The 19,943-nt window shown below is 61.0% G+C and carries 18 protein-coding genes and 1 pseudogene; 13 read left to right on the top strand and 6 right to left on the bottom strand.

Features of this window, described 5'->3' with window-relative positions; all coding sequences use genetic code 11:
• The first annotated feature begins 6 nt into the window (after positions 1-6).
• On the top strand, positions 7-1,260 hold the full coding sequence (locus AC0L3S_RS28085; RefSeq protein WP_473282722.1) for a c-type cytochrome: 1,254 nt from the start codon (positions 7-9) through the stop codon (positions 1,258-1,260).
• Entirely contained in the window at positions 1,257-1,505 is a 249-nt protein-coding gene (locus AC0L3S_RS28080; RefSeq protein ID WP_085350399.1) for a hypothetical protein, read from the top strand. Before AC0L3S_RS28085 ends, AC0L3S_RS28080 begins: the two co-directional genes overlap by 4 nt.
• A gap of 106 nt (positions 1,506-1,611) precedes the next feature.
• Here AC0L3S_RS28080 and cax read toward each other — a convergent pair whose 3' ends face one another.
• From cax to AC0L3S_RS28050, 6 genes are all read right to left on the bottom strand, one after another.
• Positions 1,612-2,706, bottom strand: a complete 1,095-nt coding sequence (gene cax / locus AC0L3S_RS28075; protein WP_473282720.1) for a calcium/proton exchanger — start codon at positions 2,704-2,706, stop codon at positions 1,612-1,614.
• A gap of 7 nt (positions 2,707-2,713) precedes the next feature.
• Positions 2,714-3,763 (bottom strand): AI-2E family transporter, encoded by a 1,050-nt coding sequence (locus AC0L3S_RS28070; protein ID WP_473282718.1) that lies wholly within the window; start codon positions 3,761-3,763, stop codon positions 2,714-2,716.
• An 80-nt stretch (positions 3,764-3,843) separates the two neighbouring features.
• A complete protein-coding gene (locus AC0L3S_RS28065; RefSeq protein WP_473282716.1) occupies positions 3,844-4,209 on the bottom strand; it encodes a BA14K family protein in 366 nt (121 codons plus the stop codon).
• Positions 4,210-4,501: 292 nt separating this feature from the next.
• Positions 4,502-6,661 carry an amylo-alpha-1,6-glucosidase gene (locus AC0L3S_RS28060; RefSeq protein WP_473282714.1) on the bottom strand — a complete coding sequence of 720 codons (2,160 nt, stop codon included), beginning with the start codon at positions 6,659-6,661 and terminating at the stop codon, positions 4,502-4,504.
• Entirely contained in the window at positions 6,661-7,968 is a 1,308-nt protein-coding gene (locus tag AC0L3S_RS28055) for an MFS transporter (protein WP_473282712.1), read from the bottom strand. Before AC0L3S_RS28055 ends, AC0L3S_RS28060 begins: the two co-directional genes overlap by 1 nt.
• 224 nt (positions 7,969-8,192) lie before the next feature.
• Entirely contained in the window at positions 8,193-8,597 is a 405-nt protein-coding gene (locus AC0L3S_RS28050) for an SIR2 family protein (RefSeq protein ID WP_473282710.1), read from the bottom strand.
• Between AC0L3S_RS28050 and AC0L3S_RS28045 the strand changes: the two genes are divergently transcribed.
• The 11 genes and pseudogenes from AC0L3S_RS28045 to AC0L3S_RS27995 all read left to right on the top strand — a co-directional run.
• Positions 8,571-10,346: a thiamine pyrophosphate-requiring protein gene (locus AC0L3S_RS28045; protein WP_473282708.1), complete on the top strand. Its 1,776-nt coding sequence runs from the start codon at positions 8,571-8,573 to the stop codon at positions 10,344-10,346. The genes AC0L3S_RS28050 and AC0L3S_RS28045 overlap by 27 nt on opposite strands.
• Positions 10,347-11,444 (top strand): enolase C-terminal domain-like protein, encoded by a 1,098-nt coding sequence (locus AC0L3S_RS28040; protein WP_473282706.1) that lies wholly within the window; start codon positions 10,347-10,349, stop codon positions 11,442-11,444.
• A 156-nt stretch (positions 11,445-11,600) separates the two neighbouring features.
• The gene (locus AC0L3S_RS28035; protein WP_473282704.1) at positions 11,601-12,386 is read left to right on the top strand and encodes a hypothetical protein; all 786 of its coding nucleotides are present in this window, start codon (positions 11,601-11,603) and stop codon (positions 12,384-12,386) included.
• The gene (locus AC0L3S_RS28030; RefSeq protein ID WP_473282702.1) at positions 12,386-13,054 is read left to right on the top strand and encodes a gluconate 2-dehydrogenase subunit 3 family protein; all 669 of its coding nucleotides are present in this window, start codon (positions 12,386-12,388) and stop codon (positions 13,052-13,054) included. The genes AC0L3S_RS28035 and AC0L3S_RS28030 overlap by 1 nt, the downstream gene beginning before the upstream one ends.
• Positions 13,044-14,696, top strand: coding sequence for a GMC family oxidoreductase (locus AC0L3S_RS28025; protein WP_473282700.1), 1,653 nt, complete (start codon positions 13,044-13,046; stop codon positions 14,694-14,696). Before AC0L3S_RS28030 ends, AC0L3S_RS28025 begins: the two co-directional genes overlap by 11 nt.
• Before the next feature lie 36 nt (positions 14,697-14,732).
• The gene (locus tag AC0L3S_RS28020; protein ID WP_085350409.1) at positions 14,733-15,176 is read left to right on the top strand and encodes a PPC domain-containing DNA-binding protein; all 444 of its coding nucleotides are present in this window, start codon (positions 14,733-14,735) and stop codon (positions 15,174-15,176) included.
• 1 nt (position 15,177) lies between these two features.
• The gene (locus AC0L3S_RS28015; RefSeq protein WP_473282697.1) at positions 15,178-15,552 is read left to right on the top strand and encodes a sensory rhodopsin transducer; all 375 of its coding nucleotides are present in this window, start codon (positions 15,178-15,180) and stop codon (positions 15,550-15,552) included.
• A gap of 55 nt (positions 15,553-15,607) precedes the next feature.
• A complete protein-coding gene (locus AC0L3S_RS28010; protein ID WP_473282796.1) occupies positions 15,608-16,618 on the top strand; it encodes an SDR family oxidoreductase in 1,011 nt (336 codons plus the stop codon).
• 278 nt (positions 16,619-16,896) lie between these two features.
• Positions 16,897-18,708 (top strand): glycoside hydrolase family 15 protein, encoded by a 1,812-nt coding sequence (locus AC0L3S_RS28005; RefSeq protein WP_473282695.1) that lies wholly within the window; start codon positions 16,897-16,899, stop codon positions 18,706-18,708.
• 21 nt (positions 18,709-18,729) lie between these two features.
• A complete protein-coding gene (locus tag AC0L3S_RS28000; protein WP_473282693.1) occupies positions 18,730-19,599 on the top strand; it encodes an SDR family oxidoreductase in 870 nt (289 codons plus the stop codon).
• A gap of 93 nt (positions 19,600-19,692) precedes the next feature.
• Positions 19,693-19,904, top strand: a pseudogene (locus tag AC0L3S_RS27995) (low affinity iron permease family protein); the annotation flags it as partial.
• Positions 19,905-19,943 lie beyond the last annotated feature (39 nt).

The following is a 19,943-nucleotide window of genomic DNA, read 5'->3' as shown; positions in this document are numbered from 1 at the left end:
CGGGAAATGTCATTTACGCTTCTGAGATTGGCACTGCTTGTTTCGTGCTACGCGTTTGCTGCAAGTTTCTTCGTTTCGCCCGCTCACTGCGAACAATTGTCCTTCGGCCAAGTCGAGAGAGGACGCTATTTGGCCGCGGCTGGGGATTGCGAGGCTTGTCACACCGCGCCTGGGGGCAAGCCATTTGCAGGTGGCCGTGCCATTCCGACGCCGTTCGGCACGATCTACTCGGCCAACATCACGCCGGATCGAAAGACCGGAATAGGCAGCTGGTCCGATGATCAGTTCTATCGCGCGCTGCATCAGGGAATTGCCGCTGACGGAAGCTATCTCTACCCTGCCTTCCCATATCCCTGGTACACCAAGGTCACGCGCGAGGATTCTGACGCGCTCAAAGCCTTCTTGAGCTCGCTTGAGCCGGTAGCAAAGTCGCCGCCGCCTAACGAGCTTGCATGGCCGCTGGATGACCGCCTCGTCATGAAGGGCTGGAACGAACTGTTCTTCAGGGAAGGAACATTCCAGTCAAATGACCAGAAATCCCCCGAGTGGAATCGCGGTGCCTATCTGGTGCAGGGTTTTGGACATTGCGGCGCCTGCCACACCCCCACGAATGTTTTGGGCGCAGCAGAGAAGCAGTCCGCCTTGCGTGGCGGCAAACTGCAGGACTGGTTCGCCCCGAATTTGACGGCCGACCTCCGGTCGGGGTTGGGCAACTGGAGCATCGACGAGATCGTTACGTTCCTCAAGACAGGCCGGAACGACCGAACGGTTGCGTACGGCCCCATGTCCGAGGTGATCACCTTCTCGACCTCGAAGCTGAATGATGACGATCTCAAGGCGATCGCGACTTATCTCAAAGACGTTCCAGCAGCTGCCGAAGACAACAAAGCTGCTGAACCAGATCCCAAGAATATGGCCGCCGGCAAAGCACTGTACGTCGACAATTGTGCGGGATGCCACCAGGCTGATGGTCAGGGCGTGCCGGCGATGTTTCCGCGCCTTCAGGGAAGCAGCACCGTGCAGGACCGAGATCCGACCACCATCGCCCGGTTGATCTTGTATGGTGCGCACGCCGCGACCACTGACGCCCGGCCGACGCAGGTATCGATGCCGCCCTTCGATTGGAAGCTTTCGGACCAGCAGATTGCGGACCTCGCTACTTACGTGAGAAACGCCTGGGGCAATTCGGCGCCTCAAGTAACCGCGTCAAAGGTCGGAGATCTGCGTCGCTCGAGTCCCCAGGAGCTCAGCGGCCGATGAATGTTCTGCTTGCAAGGAGAATCGGCATGAAGTCTATGACCTGTTTCGGCATCTGCACTGCGGCGCTTCTGCTGACAACGGCGGCTTACGCCGCGCCAGACAAATCGAAGGAAACGCCGGGAATCGCGGCGTATCACGCCACGCAAGGCGCGTTCAAGCGTGACCGAAAGATTACCAGGCACATTCTCCGCACCGAGCGGCAAAAGCATGCGCGCGAAGACCGCCACACAACTTATTCCCGGTAGCAGCAGCTCAGGCTCTGCCTGTCGGCTTAGTACGCGAACCTGAGATCAAGCAGTCCGATCTGGCGGACCTCAAGCCGCGCACATCGGCCATCCTCAACGCTTATCGTCAGGCCGGACCAATCAAGAAGAAGCCCAGTCCAAACAGAATGTACACGCCGAGCAAAAGCAGGCCCTCGAACCAGGTCGTCTCGCCGTCGCGGGCGATGGCGTTGACGATGAATGCCGTGCTCGCGATTGCAAAAAGATAGAGAGGATTCCTGAACACCAGGCTCATCGGCTTTTCCATGAACGCCGACAGAAGGACCAAAATCGGCGCGACCACCAGCACAAGCTGGATCGCGGAGCCAATGCAGATATTCAAAGCAGCCGTCATGTTGTCGCGGTGAGCGAACCAACTCGCCGCGAAAATATCGGCACTTGTCCCAACGAGAGCCAGTACGATCACTCCAAGAAAAGTCGGCGAAATCCTCAGCGCTGTCGCCGTGTGGGTCAGCACCTCGGAGACGATCTCCGCTTCGACCGCGATAATGGCAGTACCACCAACGATGATCCCGATCGAGATTGCCAGCCCCCAGGCAGGACTGCCCTGGGTTTCCTCATCGGCGAAGGCATCACGATGAGTGATCAGCGTGTAACCGATGTTTCCTGCGTAGAGTAGAAGCACTACGATCGATGCGCCCAGGCTCAGCTCCTCATCGGTGAGGCGGATGTTGTGCAACTGATCCTGCCGACCCGTATAGTCGAACACTGCCGGCAGCAGCAGTGCGATGACTGACAAGATCAGGAGCGTCGATAGCAGTCCGGCCTTGGCTGGATTAAATGTCTGCCGCTGCCGCGAGAGACCGCCTATCAGGATCGCGATTCCCAAGCCCAAAAGGCTGGTGCCGATGATCGAGCCGGTAATCTGGGCCTGAACGACGGCCGTTTCACCGCTCGAAAGTATGAACAAGGCCAACACGAGCTCCGCGACGCTACCGAACGTCACCATGGTGAGGCCGCCGATGGTAGGTCCTGCGTACCTCGCGAGTTGCTCCGTGCCGCGGCGGATCCACTCCGCCAGGACAGCAATCGCCGCGGCGCTGGTGACGAATCGCAGCACTGGCGGCGCGTTCATGTAGGCGAGGCCGAACGAGAGGGGCGTCAAAGCCAGTAGGAGCAGGAGCACCGTTGGTGCTTCACCCCCCCTGTTTCCGGTGTTCATTCCCGCACTAGAAGTCATGCCGCGGCTTCTCACGTGAATTTTCTGCACCAAGTCCCTGGTCTGGACCAACATGCGCATTGCGCGCCTTCAGGGCGCTTGTCTCCAAAGCCGCATAGATCATCACGCTGATCGGTGCCGCGAAAATCACGCCCGCCACTCCGAAAAAGCTGCTGACCGCCAAGATGCTAAACAGGATCAGGGCCGGCGGAATGGCGATGAGCCGCCGTTGGATGATCGGGAGCAGCACGTTTCCCTCAATTTGCTGTATGGCAACGTAGGCCAGCGCGGTCCAAAGCAGTGGCGACCAGCCTTGCGCCGTGGCGACGAGCAGCGCAGGGACCGCCGCAATGAAGGGGCCTGCGTACGGGACGAATTCCGCGAGGGCGGCGATGACACCCAAAGCCAGCGGAGACGGCAAGCCGATCAACCAGACTGCCGCCGTCGTGAGCACGCCTACGAGCAGCATCTGGATGGCTTGACCGATGCTCCACATCTGAAGCGACTGAATGATGTGCTTGGCTGCGGCTTCGAGCGGGTTTGCCCATCTCAGCGGAAGCAGCTTGCGGACCTCGGTTCGATATACCGCTGGCTGAGCCGCCATATACGCGCCCATTGCGATCATGAGCACCAACGAGGCGAGCACGCTACTGCTCACGCTGACGATGTTGCCGACCCAACTTGTGAGTGAGAGCTGGCTTGCGTCCATGTGCTCCAGGAGCGCTGCCCCCCACCCGGAATGCTGCAATGCATTCGCGATCGTCTTGGCCGCGACATCGGCGCGCTTCAGCACGTCTTGCATCTCGCTCGACAGCGTCGTGCCGAACAGGTACGCGATTACGCCGAACGATCCGAATACAAGGAGCACCGTCAGGCCGACCGACGCCGGTCTTGGCACTCTGCACCAGCGCAGCGGACGGCACAGGAGGTCCAGGACGACCGAGAGGAGGATCGCGCCGACCGCCACCAGCAGCACCGAGCGAAGGTACCATAGCAGGAACGGAATGGTTGCGATCGCCACCGCGATCGCAACGCGTTTGGTGAACTCGCCCGTGTCCATTCAGCAGGTCCTCGGCATCGCGGCGGTCCAGCCAGCGTGCTTGAGGACGGAAGCGTCGCCGCAGCGGCCCGCCAGATCAGTCATGGGCACGGATGTCGGACACCATCGTAGCCGAGATAGGTGCCGGATGCAGGGTCATAGGATTTATACCGCTGCGCGCAGTAAGCACTGGCATCGGCTCTTGCTTCGCTGTTCGCAATCGCGCCCCCGATGAGAGCACCGGCGGCGAGACCGCCGATAACGGCGGCACCGGGCCCGTATTGTCGGTGCCAGTACGGCCGATCCCAGCCATGATGATGCCAATGCCGGTACTGCACCTGCTGAATCGATGCAGCCGCTGGCGCGATCGACACCGGCGCAATCGGTGCGGCGAGTAAGGTTGAGGTTGAGGCAAGGGTAATCGCGGCAGCAGTAGTGACGAAGAGAAAGGGAGTTCGCAAGCTCATGCATGCCTCCATGGTGGGTTGAGTACGGGTGCAACGGTCTTTCTTCAGCTTGCGTTCCGATGATGCTTTGCGGGATCAAGCGTCAGAGGGTCGCAGGTGCGCTGTTGCTCGCGGTCGCGCCAACATGCCGCGAGAGGAGCAGTCTCGGTCCGCTTCCGAGCAGACGGGCTCTCGAACCGACATCATGGAGGATCAGGGTGAAGCCTCGTCAGACGTATAGTCGGGCGCACGACCTCAGGGGGCGCTAAGGACGAGACAATGAACTGTCCGCAGAACTCCGACGGTTGACAGCTTAATGGGGATGCAGATACCTGCCCGTCGAAAAGCTCCGGCCTACGACGTTGGATGCGCCGCCACTAAGAACCTCCCACTGCGTAGTGCCGCCCTCGCGCCGAAAACGGACGTCGAACTGCAACTCTCCCAGCCGGAGATCCGTGACAGTAACGTCCGGCAGCCATTCGGGCAGTACCGGGTCAACGTGGAGCCTTTGCTCGGGGGCATTCGGCTGGATTCCCAGCATTGCTTGGAGGAACAAGAACGTCGATCCGGCCGCCCACGCCTGCGGAACGTTCGCGCCTAAATATTGCACGGGGAAACTGATCTCGTCGCGCTGCAGTCCCGCGTAGAGCTCCGGCATTTGATGCTGGGCGAAGTAGCTGCCCGCGCGGGTCACATCAAAGGCCACGCTCGCGGCTTCCGCCGCGAATCCGTAACGTCGGAATCCGATAGCGATGAGGCTGTTGTCGTGCGGCCAAACAGACCCGTTTTGGTAGGACAGGGGATTAAACGCCGGGTGCTCGGCTGAGAGTGTCCTTATGCCCCATCCGCTCCACATGTCCGGCGCCATGAGCCGCCGGACCACGCTTTGTGCACGATCGACAGGAACAATGCCCGACCAAAGGCAATGCCCCGGGTTTGACGCCACGCTGAGAACCTTACGCTTATCGCCATCCAGCGCGTAGGCGTAAAATCCGGAGGCTTCATCCCAAAAGGCCTCGTTAAAGCGATCGAACAGCGCCCGTGCCTTGACGCGCAAACACTGCGCGTCCTCCTTGCTTCCGAGTTCGTCGAATATCTCGGCCATCTTCTGCCAGGCGTCATAGACGTAGCCTTGCAGCTCACAAAGCGCCTTTGGCCCCTTGACGAGGGAGCCGTCCGCGTCGACAACGGCGTCCCCGGCGTCCTTCCATCCCTGGTTTTCGTAGCCTGCCGGAGAGCGCGTCTGATACTCTTGGAAGCCATCCCCGTCACGATCTCCATAGTCGTCGATCCAATCGAGACAACGTCGAGCGGTCGGAAGATGGCGCTCGAGCAGACCCCTGTCCCCGGTGCAGCGCCAAGCGCTATGCAATACGATCAGGTAAAGCACGGTAGCGTCCGCGCTGCCATAGTACGGGGCATGCGGCACGACGTTAAAGTGTGCCAGTTCGCCGAAGCGCAATTCGTGTAGAATCTTGCCCGGCTCTGCGTCACGAAAATCATCGCGTGTTGTGGCCTGACGCGCACCCAAAATTTCAAGCGCTCCTCGCGCAAAATCCGGGTAGACGAGAGCATTCTGCAGTGACGCAATAAGGCTGTCTCGGCCGAACAAGGCGACGAACCAAGGCACCCCGGCAGCCGGAATAAAGTCGAGGTGGTTCGTTCTTTCAATTGGCAGCCGAAGCGACGCCACGTCTTTGATCGCCTGGTCGAATAGCCGGCGGAATTCCTCGTTGCTGGTTTGGACCTTTAAAACGGTTTTTTCCCAGTTCTCAAGCCGCTGGCCGACCTTCGATTGCCGGATATCCGCGATGCATTGATCGGGTGCCTTCGCGCGGGCCTTACCGTCCCCCAACTCGTAAAGGAGACAAGCATGCCATTCTTGGCGAGGCTCCATTCGCAACTCGAAGCTAATCCACCCGTTCGCATAGACAGGTTCAGAATTACTTCGCCCAATCACCACCCGAAGTTCGCGACAGAAATCTTTCTCGCGATAGATGCTCCTCAGTGCTGATGGGCTCTTCGACCATTCAGTCGTTATGCGGCCCCGTCGAACGATATTTCCGGATTTGACTTCGAACAGGTCGGCGAAGTCGCTCTCAATCTTGATTTCCAGGTTGAAACGGACCGGCTCCGATCCGTGGTTCACGACGTCAATGTCCTCGTGCACCCCGCCATCGATCGACCGGCTGACCCCCAGTTGGAGCGTGTTTGGTGTGATCGTCCCTTGCTCTGTGGCAATGGCTGGATTGGTCAAAAATATGCGCGACGCGTAATAGAAAAGATTGCCGCTGTTAAGTAGCCGCCACGGCGTCCCGTTTGCGCAGATTGTCCAACTGCTGATCAGCCGCGTATCGAAGAAATAAAGCCCCTTGTTGGATGGGAATGGGATTTGTCCGTCGGGATCAGTAAGCAGAACACTGTGTCCCTGATTAATAGCAATTTGAGGTGGCCCTACCTTGATCTCATGCATCAGATGTTTCGCTCCGCTACTGCATGCGGCGTTTCGTCGACGATCTCATCGGGCCCAGGGGGCTTGGTCTCGGAAAGGAATACCCAGATGAGCGCTGTCGCCGCAGTCGCAATCACGGCGATCACAAGGAACCCGGTCCAGGAGCCAAATCCCTGGAAGAAATAACCAGTTGACACAGTACTGGCCGATGCGGCCAATCCGCTCATTGCTCCGATGATACCCTGAGCGAGGTTGAACCGTCCGCTTCCCACCGTGAGATCGGCTATGACGACGATCATGAGAACGCCGATGACGGCGCCAGTGACGCCACTCAGCACTTGGGCAATAATGAGGAACGGCAACGCCGTCGTAGACGCAAGCAGGCCAGCACGAACGGGTTCAAGTGCAAAACCGATGAGCAGAAGCTGCCGGCGCCCTCTCTTTTCGGAGTGATACCCTATCCAGGGAGAGATGGTCGCCACCACAATCTGCGGAACGATAACGAGAAGGGAAATCGATACGGATCCTTGTCCGGCTCTCGCGATATTTTCGCCGATGAGCGGCAGTGTTGAGGCGTCCGCCAGCTGGAATAGCGTTATTGCGGCCGCGAAGAGGACGAGCGGCCGATTTTTGGCAAGGTCCAGTACGCGACCGACGTTCTTAGCTTGCTGATTTATCGCTGCATTGCGGGCCCGCGCGTAGTCGATTTCATTTGGCCGTATGAAACTGAGCGAGATCAGCGCGGGAACGCATAGCGTTGCCGCGGCCAGGAACATCGCGCCTGGCCAATAATAGGCGCCCGCCAGTCCCATCAAAACGGCAGTGACGGCGTGCCCTCCCGCAGCGAATCGATAATTTCGGCCGGTGCGCAGCGACATCGCTCGGCGGCCCACCAAACCGAGACTGATTGCTCCAATGGCGGGCGTGATCATTCCGGCAGTAACCCCGTGCAACACCTCGGCGCAGAGGATCGGCGCGAACGAGTGCGACAGGGCAAGGATCAGCGCTGCCGCGCCGATCGCAATTATCCCAATCGCGACCAGTCCACGTTTCCATGTCAGAACGTCGCACAGGGCGCCCCCCGGGATCTGGCTCAATACCCCTGCAAGTCCGCCGACGGTGAGCGCCAACCCGGTGCTTCCTTCGGACCAGCCGTTCCGCGCGAGATAGAAGGCGACGTAGGTACCGAAGCCGGTCTGTACGTCGGCAATAAAGAAGTTCATCCAGTCGAGACCCCACCGACTTTGACGGGAGGATGCCTCATGAAGCGAGTTGCTGGCCGCGCGATAGCCGGCGACTGCCTCTCGAAGGTTGGTTCGGGCGCTCATTGGGAAGCGGCTCAGGCAATGTGCTACTGCACATTCAAGCCGATCTGACCGATGAGGTTCCTTGAGGCTCGGGTCGGGATCTTTTTGCCGAAACCGCACTACCCGCATCGCGGGGCTAAACGATCCCTCCAGGTCGTTGGAAGCGCAACGCGAGCTGCCGCTTTTTAATGACGCCGGTACGGCGGTCACAGAAGCGGGATCGCCGTCCCTTCGAACAGGAAAGATCAGGGCGATGGTTGAAGTAGGTAATGACGCTTCAATCTGTAGCTCGTCTTCCGTTCGGCTTCTTGTAGTACTTCAATGTTGGCATTCTTGTCGCGGTAGCTGCTGTAACCCGCAATCAGAAGTGTTGATGCGGTAATCGAGTCTCGGCGTAGTTCGCGGTGACGCACGAGTTTGCGTATGAAGTGGCGCTGTTGGTCGCCGGGTCGCGCCAGGAATGCCAGACGCGATCTCGGTCCGCTACCGTACAAAAACAGGTTAGCCTCAGGCCGGATTGCGTGGCCGCCGAAGCTAAATAACCTGTAACGCTGCAACGTTCGCGAACATTCCACGTTGGATTCGTCTGAGCCGTTCGCGGCGCCATCACCGAGATCAATCCAATGAACATCAGCGAATTCGTTTGGCATCGGCTTTCCGAATGGGGCTTGAAGCGCGTCTATGGCTATCCCGGGGACGGCGTCGGCGGGCTGGACGTGGCGCTCGATCGGGCCAAGGACTCGATGGAGTACGTTCAGGTCCGACACGAGGAGATGGCCGCGTTTATGGCCTCGGCGCACGCGAAGTTCACGGGTCAAGTGGGGCTCTGCTACGCCACGTCGGGACCGGGGGCGATCCACCTGTTGAATGGTCTGTATGATGCGAAAATGGATCATGTCCCGGTGGTCGCTTTGGTGGGACAGCAGGCGCGAAGCGCGATCGGCGCGAGCTATCAGCAGGAGGTCGATCTCCAAACACTATTCCAGGACGTCACGGAGTACGTCGCGCAAGCGAGTGTCCCCGAGCAGGTGCGCCACCTGATCGATCGGGCGGTTCGGATCGCGCACTTTAGACGCGCCGTTGCGTGCGTAATCTTGCCGAAGGACGTGCAGGAGCTCGAATACGTCGATCCGCCGCTCGCGCATGGCGCGACCCACACCGGGGTCGGCTATGCCGGCCCGGCCACGCTGCCGAACCAGGCCTTGCTACGTTCCGCCGCGGACGTGCTCAACAGCGGGGACAAGGTCGCCATCCTGGTCGGCGCAGGCGCACTCGAAGCTACGGATGAAGTCATCGCCGTCGCGGAGCGCCTTCAGGCGGGTGTTGCGAAGGCGCTGCTCGGAAAGGCTGCGTTGCCGGACGATTTGCCATTCGTGACCGGTTCTATCGGGTTGCTCGGAACCAAGCCGAGCTGGGATCTGATGAAGAACTGCGACACGTTCCTCATGGTGGGTTCCGCATTCCCATACAGCGAGTTCTTGCCAGAGCCGGGAGACGCGCGTGGGGTGCAAATCGACATCGACGGGTCGCGGCTCAGCCTGCGGTATCCAATGGAGGTCAATATTGTTGGCGACAGCGCGGCAACATTGAACGCGCTGCTCCCACTTCTTCAGCAAAAGCAGGACTCGGCCTGGCGCCGGGACATCGAAAGCGGCGTGCGCGAATGGTGGGGCACGCTGGAACGACGTGCTATGGACACTGCCGATCCGCTCAACCCACAGCGCGTGTTCTGGGAGTTGTCACCGCGACTTCCGGATAATGCGATCATCACGGCCGACTCCGGATCCGTCGCGAACTGGTATGCCCGGGATCTGAAGATCCGCCGCGGCATGAAAGCCTCACTCTCGGGCGGGTTGGCTTCACTTGGCGCGGGCACACCTTACGCGCTCGCGGCCAAGATGGCTTATCCGGAGCGGACCGTCATCGCGTGCATGGGGGATGGTGCCATGCAGATGAACGGGCTTAACGTGCTGATCACCATCTCCAAATACTGGAAGCAATGGTCGAACCCACGCGTCATCGTTCTCGTCCTGAACAATCGCGATCTCAACCAGGTCACGTGGGAAGAGCGCATCCAGCTCGGCTCCGGCAAGACGGAATCCACACAGAGCATCCCGGATTTTCCATATCATCGCTACGCCGAGCTGCTGGGTTTGAAGGGAATTTTCGTCGACAATCCGGACAGGGTTGGAGCCGCCTGGGATCAAGCCCTCGCGGCCGACCGGCCCGTGGTGCTGGAGGCCTACACCGACCCGAACGTGCCGCCCTTGCCACCGCACATCACGCTCAAGGACGCGAAGAACTTCATCAGCATGATTCCGTCCGAACCTGAGCTCGGGAGCGTGCTCAAGAACAGCGCAAAGGAGCTGCTGACCAGTCTCGTGCCCGGGAAGGACTAGATGAAGCCTGACCCTTCCATCGACCGCCTGCGCGCGCGAGCGTTTGCCATTTCGACCGATCGGCCGGAAGCGGATGGGACGTTCGGCTGGGATTCGACGACTCTTGTCGTCGTCGAGGCGTGGGCCGGCAACAAGAAAGGCCTCGGCTACACCTATTCGAGCGCATCCATTGCCCGCCTGATCGAAGCCGAATTGTATCCATCCATCAAAGGTCAGGATGCCATGTCTCCGCAGAGCTCGTGGGCATCCATGCAGCGCGCCGTGCGCAACCTGGGTCGAGAAGGACTCGCAGCGACCGCTATTTCGGCGGTCGACGCGGCGCTTTATGACCTCAAGGCCCGGCTCCTGGACATGCCGTTGGTCGGCGTGCTGGGCAGCTACCGGCTTGGCGTCCCGATCTACGGGAGCGGAGGCTTCACCTCTTACTCCGATGATGAACTTCAAGAGCAGCTTGGAGCGTGGGTTGCCGAACAGGGGTGCGCCTACGTCAAAATGAAGGTCGGCTCGCAGCCAAAACGCGACCCGGAGCGTGTGAGGCTCGCCAAGCAGGCGATCGGTGAACGCGCGAGCCTCTTTGTCGATGCAAATGGCGCGTATACACCCAAGCAAGCGCTCGAGCTTGCGAACGCCTTTGTCCAGGAAAGCGTGAGCTGGTTCGAGGAGCCCGTCTCCTCAGATGATCTCGACGGTTTGCAAGCGGTTCGCGCGCGCGTCCCGCCCGGAATGGATGTCGCGGCAGGTGAATACGCCTACACGGCGGATTACGTGCGGAGAATGCTCGCCGCGGGCGCGGTCGACGTGCAGCAAGCGGATATGACGCGCTGTGGCGGGATCACCGGTTTCCTCCAGATCGCTGCCCTGTGTGACGCATTTCACGTCGATTTGTCCGCCCATTGTGCGCCTTCGTTGCATCTGCACCCGGCTTGCGCTGCGCAGCGCCTGCGCCACCTGGAATGGTTTCATGATCACGTCCGGATCGAGCACATGCTGTTCGACGGCGCTCCCGTCCCGAAGAACGGCGTCATCCATCCCGATCTGTCGCAACCGGGAAACGGGCTGGTCTTCAAAGAAGCGGATGCCGCCCCCTATGCCATTTGAGTACACCACATGACACGAACAACGCGCTCTGCTTGCCAGTATGCCGCAGATTTTTCCCGTTCGCTGGCCGACAGGTCGGCCGGCCCGACGGGATCGGTCGTTCTCTGGCGACCAAAGAAGTCGACGCAGAAGAAGTCCGTAGTGGCGGCGCGCCGATTGAACCGGGCGGCCGGCGGCTTGGCAGCCTCGGTGCTTGCGGATAGTGCGATCGAGCACTACCGCGGCTCGTTCAAGAACAAGGCCATGTTCGCGCCGCTCGTCGTATCGGCGGTGACGCTTGCGATGAGTGCCCACGGGACTGCGGACACGCGTCCGGTCGCTCACGGAGCGCGCGATACAACTTATCTGTTGGCTGCCGCGACCGGTCTGATTGGAACCGGCTTTCATTTGTACAACGTGACCAAGAAGGTCGGTGGGTTCAGCTGGCAGAACCTGTTTTATGGCGCGCCTGTCGGCGCGCCTATGGCGATCCTGCTCTCTGGCCTTTTGGGATATTGCTCGGAGCGCGTGCGCGAGAGCAAGTCACAAACAAGGCCCCAGGTCCTCTCGCTTCCAGCCGGTCGGACCATCGCGGCGGTGACCGCGGCTGGGTTGCTGGGGACCACGGGGGAAGTGGGATTGCTGCATTTCCGCGGGGCATTCCACAATCCGGTCATGGCCATTCCAGTCACCCTGCCGCCGATCGGAGCCGGGTTGCTTCTGGCGGCGTCAGCCGGGGCACGGCACCCGCAGCGGCTCGCGCGCTGGTGGATGCGACTGCTTGTAGGGATGGGCTTGGCAGGGGTCGGTTTTCACGCCTACGGCGTATCCCGGAATATGGGGGGCTGGCGCAATTGGAGCCAAAATCTCCTCAGCGGGCCGCCGCTGCCGGCGCCGCCGAGCTTTGCCGGGCTCGCCCTTGCAGGTCTTGCAGCGCTCGAGCTGATGAGGGAGTACCCCTGATGCATGACAGGACGCGCCCTGTTAGCTCAAGCGAGCCTTATCCCGACTATGACGTTCTGAAGAAGTGGAGCGGACCATCATGGAATGACAAGACCCGGGCGGTCGTGGCGCGCCGTTTGGCGATCGCACCGGAGCCGCGGTTCTTCACAGTCCCCGAGTTCGAGACAGTTTCGGCAATCGCCGCCCGTATCCTCCCGCAGCCGGCCAATCGGTCGAAAGTTCCGGTTGCGGCGCTCCTCGACAGCAAACTGCATCAAGGTACTCGCGACGGCTATCGCGTTGCCGGAATGCCGCGAGACGGAGAGGCATGGCGGCAGGGGCTAAAGGCCATCGACGCCGAAGCGCAACTGGCCTACCAGCGACGCTTCGCCGAGATCACCGAAGCGGAGCAGGATGAACTGCTCCGTCAGGCTGAAGCTGGTGCGCTCACCGCTTCGGAGTGGGGCACGATGCGCTCTGCGGACTTTTTCAAACGCAGATTGTTGCGCGACATCGTGCTTGCGTACTACGCCCACCCGACTGCGTGGAGCGAGATCGGCTGGGGTGGACCGGCAAGTCCCCGCGGCTATGTGCGTCTTGATTTCAACGAGCGCGATCCCTGGGAGGCAGCTGAAGCAAAGCCGGGCGCTGAGGACAAGGCAGCGAGGATCAATCGCCATGTCCGATGACCCCCTGCAAAGTCCGCGCGCCCGGGACGGCCACGCGCCGGATGTTTTCCGACCCGGCGGTTGGGTGCCGATGAAGCAGTACCGCGAGGACGAGGTTGTAGACTTCGCCATCGTGGGAACCGGGGCGGGCGGCGGCACGCTCGCGTGCAAGCTTGCCGAATATGGCTTCTCAGTCGTTGCGTTCGATGCCGGGCCATATTTTCGGCCGCTCGAAGACTTTGCTTCCGATGAATCCGAGCAAACCAAACTCTACTGGACCGACGATCGCATCGTGGACGGGGAAAATCCGCTGCAGCTGGGCAGCAATAACTGTGGCAAGGCCGTCGGAGGCTCGACCGTGCATTTTGCCATGGTGTCGCTTCGCTTCCGCCCCGAGTGGTTCAAGGCGCGCACGCTGCTTGGCTATGGGGCCGACTGGCCGTTGGATTGGCGCGAGATGTGGGACTATTACACCGAGGTCGAGCAGGCACTGAAAATATCCGGACCGATCAACTATCCCTGGGGCCCGCCGCGACCGCGGTACCCCTATCGAGCCCATCCGCTCAACGCGGCTGCGCGTGCACTCGCCAAGGGTTGCGACGCGATGGGGATCAAGTGGACCGAAACACCGCTTGCCACTCTTTCCGCTCCCCGAGGTCTGGCGCACCCTTGCGTCTATCGCGGCTTCTGCGTCACAGGATGTTCGACGAACGCGAAGCAGAGCGCGCTCGTGACGTGGATTCCACGGGCGCTCGCTGCAGGCGCCGAAATCAGGGACCTTGCCATGGTCGGCCGTGTCGAGGTGAGCCGGACCGGTCTCGCCTCGGGCCTGCACTACCATCGCGACGGCGCCTGGCATTTTCAGCGTGCGCACAACGTCGTTGTCGCCGGGTATGCGATCGAAACGCCAAGGCTCTTGTTCAATTCCGCGACGGACAGATTCCCGGAGGGGCTTGCCAACAGCTCGGGTCTGCTCGGCAAGAACCTGATGGCGCAGTCCAATCAGGCCGTGTGGGGCGTAATGGATGACGAAATCCGATCGTACAAGGGGCCGCCTTCGCTCGCGATCACCGAGCACTGGAATTATGAGGATGCGGGCAAGGATTTCTTTGGCGGTTACGCCTACATGAGCCAAGGGCCACTGCCGCAACTCTGGGCGAATACGCAGGCGAGCGCGCACGGCCTGTGGGGGGCCAGGCTCGTGGAGGAAATGAAGAACTACAACCACGTCGTTGGCCTGAAGATCGTCGGTGAAATGCTGCCCCAGGAAAGAAACTGCGTCAGCTTGACCGAGGAGGTCGATCAATACGGGTTGCGAATTCCGCGCGTGACCTATTCATGGTGCGAAAACGACAAGCGCTTGATCGATCATTCGCTCAAGTTCATGAGCCAGGCCCTTCGAGCTGTCGATGCCAAGGACATCTGGGTCCAGAAGGATGATACCTGCCATCTCAATGGCACTGCTCGCATGGGCACCGATCCCGCAAGCAGTGTCGTGAACGCGGATTGCCGCAGCTGGGATATCCCAAATTTGTGGATCTGCGACGGCTCTGTTTTTCCGACCGTCGGGGGAGCCAATCCGTCCCTAACCATCCAAGCGATCGCGTGCCGTACCGCCGATCGTATTCGCGCCCTCGCCCGTCAAGGAGAGATCACGATGTGATCAGCGAGAATGTCTAACGAGAAATAGGTGAATTCGATGCAGCACAAGATTCTCAACAAGAGCGCAGGTCAGCGAACCTTTGCGGTGGTGCTTGAGACGGGTGAAGAAGCAATGGATTGCTTGGCTTCACTGGCCAAGGAGCAACGGATCTCAGCGGCACAAATGACGGGGATCGGCGCCTTCAGCGAGGTTGTTCTGAAATACTTCGATTGGGAAAAGAAGGAGTATTTGAATAATGCCGTCCACGAACAGGTCGAGGTGGCGTCTCTGATGGGTGACGTCGCTCTGGGACCCTCAGGCGAGCCGTCGATCCACGTTCATTTGGTGGTCGGCAAGCGCGACGGGGTGGCGCTTGCCGGGCACTTGGGATCCGGTGTGGTGCGCCCAACGCTAGAGGTCATCATTACGGAAAGCCCGGCCCATTTGCGCAAGAGAAGGGATCCTCAAAGCGGGTTGGCGCTGATCAGGTTGGAGGATTGACATGCGAGAGCTCGGCTGCACCGTTTGGGCGATTCCGGAGGGATATATTCCCAGCGGTAGCGTCAGCGACGCCCATGATCTTGTCTCGCACGAAGCAGCTTGCTTCCTGAACACGGGAGACCGCGACGCCGAGATCAAGATCACGTTGTTCTTCGAAAATCGCGACCCTGTCGGCCCCTACCTCGTCACCGTACCTGCCAGGCGAACGCTGCACATGCGCTTCAATGACCTTACCGACCCCGCGCCGGTGCCACGTGACACCAGCTACGCCTCGCTCATCGAGGCGAGTGCACCGATTGTGGTTCAGCATACAAGGCTCGATTCGCGACAGCCGGCAATGGCGTTGCTGACCACCATTGCCTTTCCGGCGAACTAGCAAGGCGTGCATCCGCTCAGTCGCTATCAACATCAGGAGCCAAGCCGTGAATCATCTGCCGGTCAAGCCAAGTCAGGTGGTCGTCATCACCGGTGCGTCTGCAGGCGTCGGCCGTGCGGCGGCCCATAGGTTCGCGCGGGCGGGTTTCTCGATGGGGCTCATTGCGCGCGATGGAACAGCTCTCCAGGAAGTTCGGGACGAGGTGGAAAAGCTGGGAGGCCGAGCCATCGTTCTGCCTCTCGATGTCGCGGATGCCGACGCGGTATTTGCGGCCGCTGACCGCGTGGCAGCAACCTTCGGACACATCGATGTGTGGGTGAACGATGCCATGGTGACGGTGTTTTCGCCGGTGTGGAAGATGACACCAGATGAATTCCGCCGCGTCACCGAGGTTACCTATCTCGGATTCGTACACGGCACCATGGCCGCACTCCGCCACATGCGACCGACAAATCGAGGATCAATCATCCAGATCGGCTCGGCACTGGCGTATCGCGGCATTCCTCTGCAGTCGGCCTATTGCGGAGCCAAGCACGCCATCAGGGGCTTCACCGATTCGCTGCGTGCCGAGCTCATCAACGAGCGAAGCGGGATCAACTTGACCATGTTGCAGTTGCCGGCCGTAAACACCCCCCAATTTGACTGGGCAAGGGCGCATATGCGCCGTGCGCCGCGGCCGGTTGCGCCGGTCGTCGAGCCGGAAGTGATAGCGGGCGTTGTCTTCAAGGCGGCGCTCAAGCCGGCGCGGGAATATTGGATTGGCTTGAGCACGCTCAAGGTCATCCTCGCCAATATGGTCATGCCGAGCTTCATGGACTGGTATCTCGCGAAGGTTTGCATTGGAGGCCAGCAGACAAACAACCCGATCGGACCCGATCGCATCGACAATCTTTACAAGCCAGCACATTCTCTGCACCGAACGCGAGGTAGCTTCAGCGCGGAATCAAGAAATGCAGCTGTTGTCGTCCCCGGCACTGTCGGTCGGTTGCTTCCTTATGCTGCCACTCTGATCGGGGCAGGCGCGCTCGGAGCGCTTTTCGTGTTCAAGCGGGCACGGCGCCATTGAGAGCAGCTCCATCGCGGCCGACCGGGCCGATGATCTGCCCGCCGCCCATCGACCGTAGTCCGTCGGTATCTCCGCAAAAGCGCCGGCGGATCATTCTCGCCGACGTCATCCAGTCGTCTCGGCCCGCCGCAAGCGCTTGGTGAGCGCGCAAGGGCGGTCGCGCGCATACAGAAGATCGCGAAAGCGAGAGAGGCAAAACGGATTGCCGGCAGGCCTGATTTGCACCCCGTAAGGGAACCGACGTCGGTCCTCCACACTTGGATGTTGTGGTAGCTTCCATGTCCCGAATCGAGGATTACGCGCTCATCGGCGATTGCGAGACGGCCGCCCTGGTCGGGCTGGACGGTTCGATCGACTGGCTGTGCCTGCCGCGCTTCGATTCGGACAGCGTATTCGCCAAGCTCCTCGGGGACGATGACAACGGCCGTTGGCTGATCCGACCGGAGGAACAGCATTCGGCCTCTCGCCACTACCGGCCCGGAACGTTAATCCTCGAGACCACGTTCAAGACCGATAACGGTTGCGTGCGGCTGACCGATTTCATGCCGCCGAAGGTGAACGGTTCGAAAATCGTCCGGATCGTGGAAGGGCTCGCAGGGACAATCCGGATGTGCACGGAACTGGTCGTGCGCTTCGACTACGGGGTGACGGTGCCCTGGACAAGCCGTCTCGATGACGGCGCGCTGAGCGCCGTCGCCGGTGCTCACATGCTGGTGCTCAGGACCGGCGCTGCTTTGCGCGGCGGATCCGAGAAAACCGTGGGCTCCTTTTCTGTCGAGGCGGGCCAGCAGCTGACATTCGTGCTGTCGTACCAGCCATCGTACCTCCCGGTGGAGGCGCCGATTGATCCAGAAGAAGCCCTCCGAGAGACCGACCGCTTCTGGCGTGATTGGTCCGGTCGCTGCAATCAGGCAGGCCCCTATTCCGATGCCGTTGTCCGATCGCTCGTCACGCTGAAGGCCCTGACGTTCAGGCCGTCGGGCGGGATCGTAGCGGCGGTGACGACCTCGCTTCCGGAGCAGATCGGTGGATCGAGAAATTGGGACTACCGCTTCTGCTGGGTTCGCGATGCCACCCTGACGCTCCTGGCTCTTATGGGCGCCGGCTACTACGACGAGGCGCGCCGTTGGCGGGACTGGCTGTTGCGCGCGGTCGCGGGCGACCCGACGCAGCTTCAGATCATGTACGGAGTGACGGGCGAGCGCCGCCTCACCGAATGGGAGGTGCCATGGCTCGCCGGATACGAAGGATCGAAGCCCGTCCGCATCGGCAACGCGGCGCATGCGCAGCTTCAGCTTGACGTCTATGGCGAGTTGATGGACGCGCTTCACCAGGCCCGTTGCGGGGGACTACCCGAGAACGAGCGAGCTTGGGACATTCAATGTGCACTGCTGCACCATCTCAAATCGATTTGGACCGAACCGGACGAAGGGATCTGGGAGGTTCGGGGCGGGCGCCGGCATTTCACATATTCCAAGGTGATGGCTTGGGTCGCCTTCGACCGCGCGATCAAGAGCGCCGACGAGTTCGGAATGGCAGGCCCTGTCGATGAATGGAAGGAACTCCGCGCCGAGATCCACGATGATGTCTGCAGGCGCGGCTACGATCCTAAGCGGCAGTCCTTCGTCCAAGTCTACGGAGAGCCCCCACTCGACGCAAGCCTGCTGCTGATCCCGGCGGTCGGCTTTCTTCCGCCCGAAGATCCCCGCGTGACCTCCACAATCTGCGCCATCGAGCAGGACCTTCTGACTGACGGCTTCGTCCGCCGCTACGACACGGGCTCAGCCGATGATGGGCTGCCTCCAGGCGAGGGCATGTTTCTCGCTTGCAGCTTCTGGCTCGCCGATGCCTATCAGATGGTCGGCCGAGATGCCGACGCGGTGAAGCTGTTTGAGCGTCTCGTGGGTCTTTGCAACGATGTCGGCCTGCTTTCCGAGGAATACGACGTGTCGCGTCGTCGATTGGTGGGAAATTTCCCGCAGGCGTTCTCGCATATCGCCCTGGTGAACACAGCGCACAATCTGACGCACGCCGAGAAACCATTCGAACAACGCGGCGGCAGCACCAGCCGCGGCTGTCGACGAAGCTGAATGGCCGCGAGGGAGGAACGCATGAATGAGGCAGCAGCCCCGGCCTCCACGCCAACAGCGATCGCTCCCGAGCATCCGGCCAGCCGCTTCCCGGTCGTGCTCGAACGCCAGCCGGCGCTGGTCACCGGAGCGAACTCCGGAATCGGAAAGGCGGTCGCGCTCGGACTAGCGGCAAGCGGTGCCGACGTGGTGGTCAACTACCTCGTCGATCCCGCAGCAGCGGAAGAGGTCGCCCACACGATCGAGGCCTCCGGTCGGCGGGCGATGTCGATCAAGGCGGACGTGAGCGACGAGGAGCAAGTGAAGTCGATGTTCGCACAGGCCATCGACCATTTCGGAACGTTGCACATCCTGGTGAACAATGCTGGACTGCAGCGTGACGCTGCTTTTGATCGCCTGACGCTCGATCAGTGGAACAAGGTGATCGGCGTGAACCTCACAGGCCAATTCCTCTGCGCCCGGGAGGCCGTCCGGGAATTCATGAGGCGCGGGGTAGTCGGCGAGATCTCGGCCGCCGCCGGCAAGCTCGTCTTCATGAGCTCGGTCCACCAGGAGATCCCCTGGGCGGGTCACGTCAACTACGCTTCTTCCAAGGGCGGCGTGATGCAGTTGATGCGAAGCATCGCCCAGGAAGTCGCCCCCTTGGCGATCCGCGCCAACGGCGTAGCGCCGGGCGCCATTCGCACGCCCATCAATCGTCCCGCATGGGAGACCCCGGAGGACTACGAACGGTTGATGTCCTTGGTGCCGTACAAGCGCATCGGAGAGCCGGAGGACATCGCGCAGGCGGTGGCCTGGCTCGCTTCGGATGCAGCCGACTACGTGACCGGCACCACGCTCTTCGTAGACGGAGGAATGAGCCTCTACCCGGGATTCGCGAGCGGCGGCTGATACGTGCCGAGTGCAGTCGGGGGAGCCTTTAGGCGGCTAGGGAGGGCGGCATGCAGCAAAACCGTCCGGAAAGCGAGCGGCACGCCAACCGGACTGCTCGCATCCGTTGCAAACAAGGCATCGCAGCGGGCCGGGCGCGCTTCCACCTTTTTCCTGGCTTGCGCGGTGGTCCTCACCGTGCCCGACCTCTGTTCCACTTCTCCGACACTTGGCAGCTCGTCATCAACACCGGCACGACCATCGTGACGTTGTCGATGGCCTTCCTGATCCAGAAGTGGCAGAACCGGGACAGCGCGGTGCGCCAAACCGGTGTGGGACAGGAAGGTTGGGATTCAGCCTCCGGC

The sequence above is a fragment of the Bradyrhizobium sp. Ken01 genome (assembly GCF_055807355.1).
This window is presented reverse-complemented; position numbering and strand designations above follow the sequence as displayed.

What these genes read in the sequence shown, in the direction of transcription:
- AC0L3S_RS28020 (WP_085350409.1), top strand. Translation starts at nt 14,733, where the DNA reads ATGCAGCACAAGATTCTCAACAAGAGCGCAGGTCAGCGAACCTTTGCG.
- AC0L3S_RS28015 (WP_473282697.1), top strand. Translation starts at nt 15,178, where the DNA reads ATGCGAGAGCTCGGCTGCACCGTTTGGGCGATTCCGGAGGGATATATT.
- cax (WP_473282720.1), bottom strand. Translation starts at nt 2,706, where the DNA reads ATGAACACCGGAAACAGGGGGGGTGAAGCACCAACGGTGCTCCTGCTC.
- AC0L3S_RS28050 (WP_473282710.1), bottom strand. Translation starts at nt 8,597, where the DNA reads ATGCCAAACGAATTCGCTGATGTTCATTGGATTGATCTCGGTGATGGC.
- AC0L3S_RS28045 (WP_473282708.1), top strand. Translation starts at nt 8,571, where the DNA reads ATGAACATCAGCGAATTCGTTTGGCATCGGCTTTCCGAATGGGGCTTG.
- AC0L3S_RS28080 (WP_085350399.1), top strand. Translation starts at nt 1,257, where the DNA reads ATGAATGTTCTGCTTGCAAGGAGAATCGGCATGAAGTCTATGACCTGT.
- AC0L3S_RS28070 (WP_473282718.1), bottom strand. Translation starts at nt 3,763, where the DNA reads ATGGACACGGGCGAGTTCACCAAACGCGTTGCGATCGCGGTGGCGATC.
- AC0L3S_RS28055 (WP_473282712.1), bottom strand. Translation starts at nt 7,968, where the DNA reads ATGAGCGCCCGAACCAACCTTCGAGAGGCAGTCGCCGGCTATCGCGCG.
- AC0L3S_RS28065 (WP_473282716.1), bottom strand. Translation starts at nt 4,209, where the DNA reads ATGAGCTTGCGAACTCCCTTTCTCTTCGTCACTACTGCTGCCGCGATT.
- AC0L3S_RS28025 (WP_473282700.1), top strand. Translation starts at nt 13,044, where the DNA reads ATGTCCGATGACCCCCTGCAAAGTCCGCGCGCCCGGGACGGCCACGCG.
- AC0L3S_RS28005 (WP_473282695.1), top strand. Translation starts at nt 16,897, where the DNA reads ATGTCCCGAATCGAGGATTACGCGCTCATCGGCGATTGCGAGACGGCC.
- AC0L3S_RS28000 (WP_473282693.1), top strand. Translation starts at nt 18,730, where the DNA reads ATGAATGAGGCAGCAGCCCCGGCCTCCACGCCAACAGCGATCGCTCCC.
- AC0L3S_RS28040 (WP_473282706.1), top strand. Translation starts at nt 10,347, where the DNA reads ATGAAGCCTGACCCTTCCATCGACCGCCTGCGCGCGCGAGCGTTTGCC.
- AC0L3S_RS28085 (WP_473282722.1), top strand. Translation starts at nt 7, where the DNA reads ATGTCATTTACGCTTCTGAGATTGGCACTGCTTGTTTCGTGCTACGCG.
- AC0L3S_RS28060 (WP_473282714.1), bottom strand. Translation starts at nt 6,661, where the DNA reads ATGCATGAGATCAAGGTAGGGCCACCTCAAATTGCTATTAATCAGGGA.
- AC0L3S_RS28030 (WP_473282702.1), top strand. Translation starts at nt 12,386, where the DNA reads ATGCATGACAGGACGCGCCCTGTTAGCTCAAGCGAGCCTTATCCCGAC.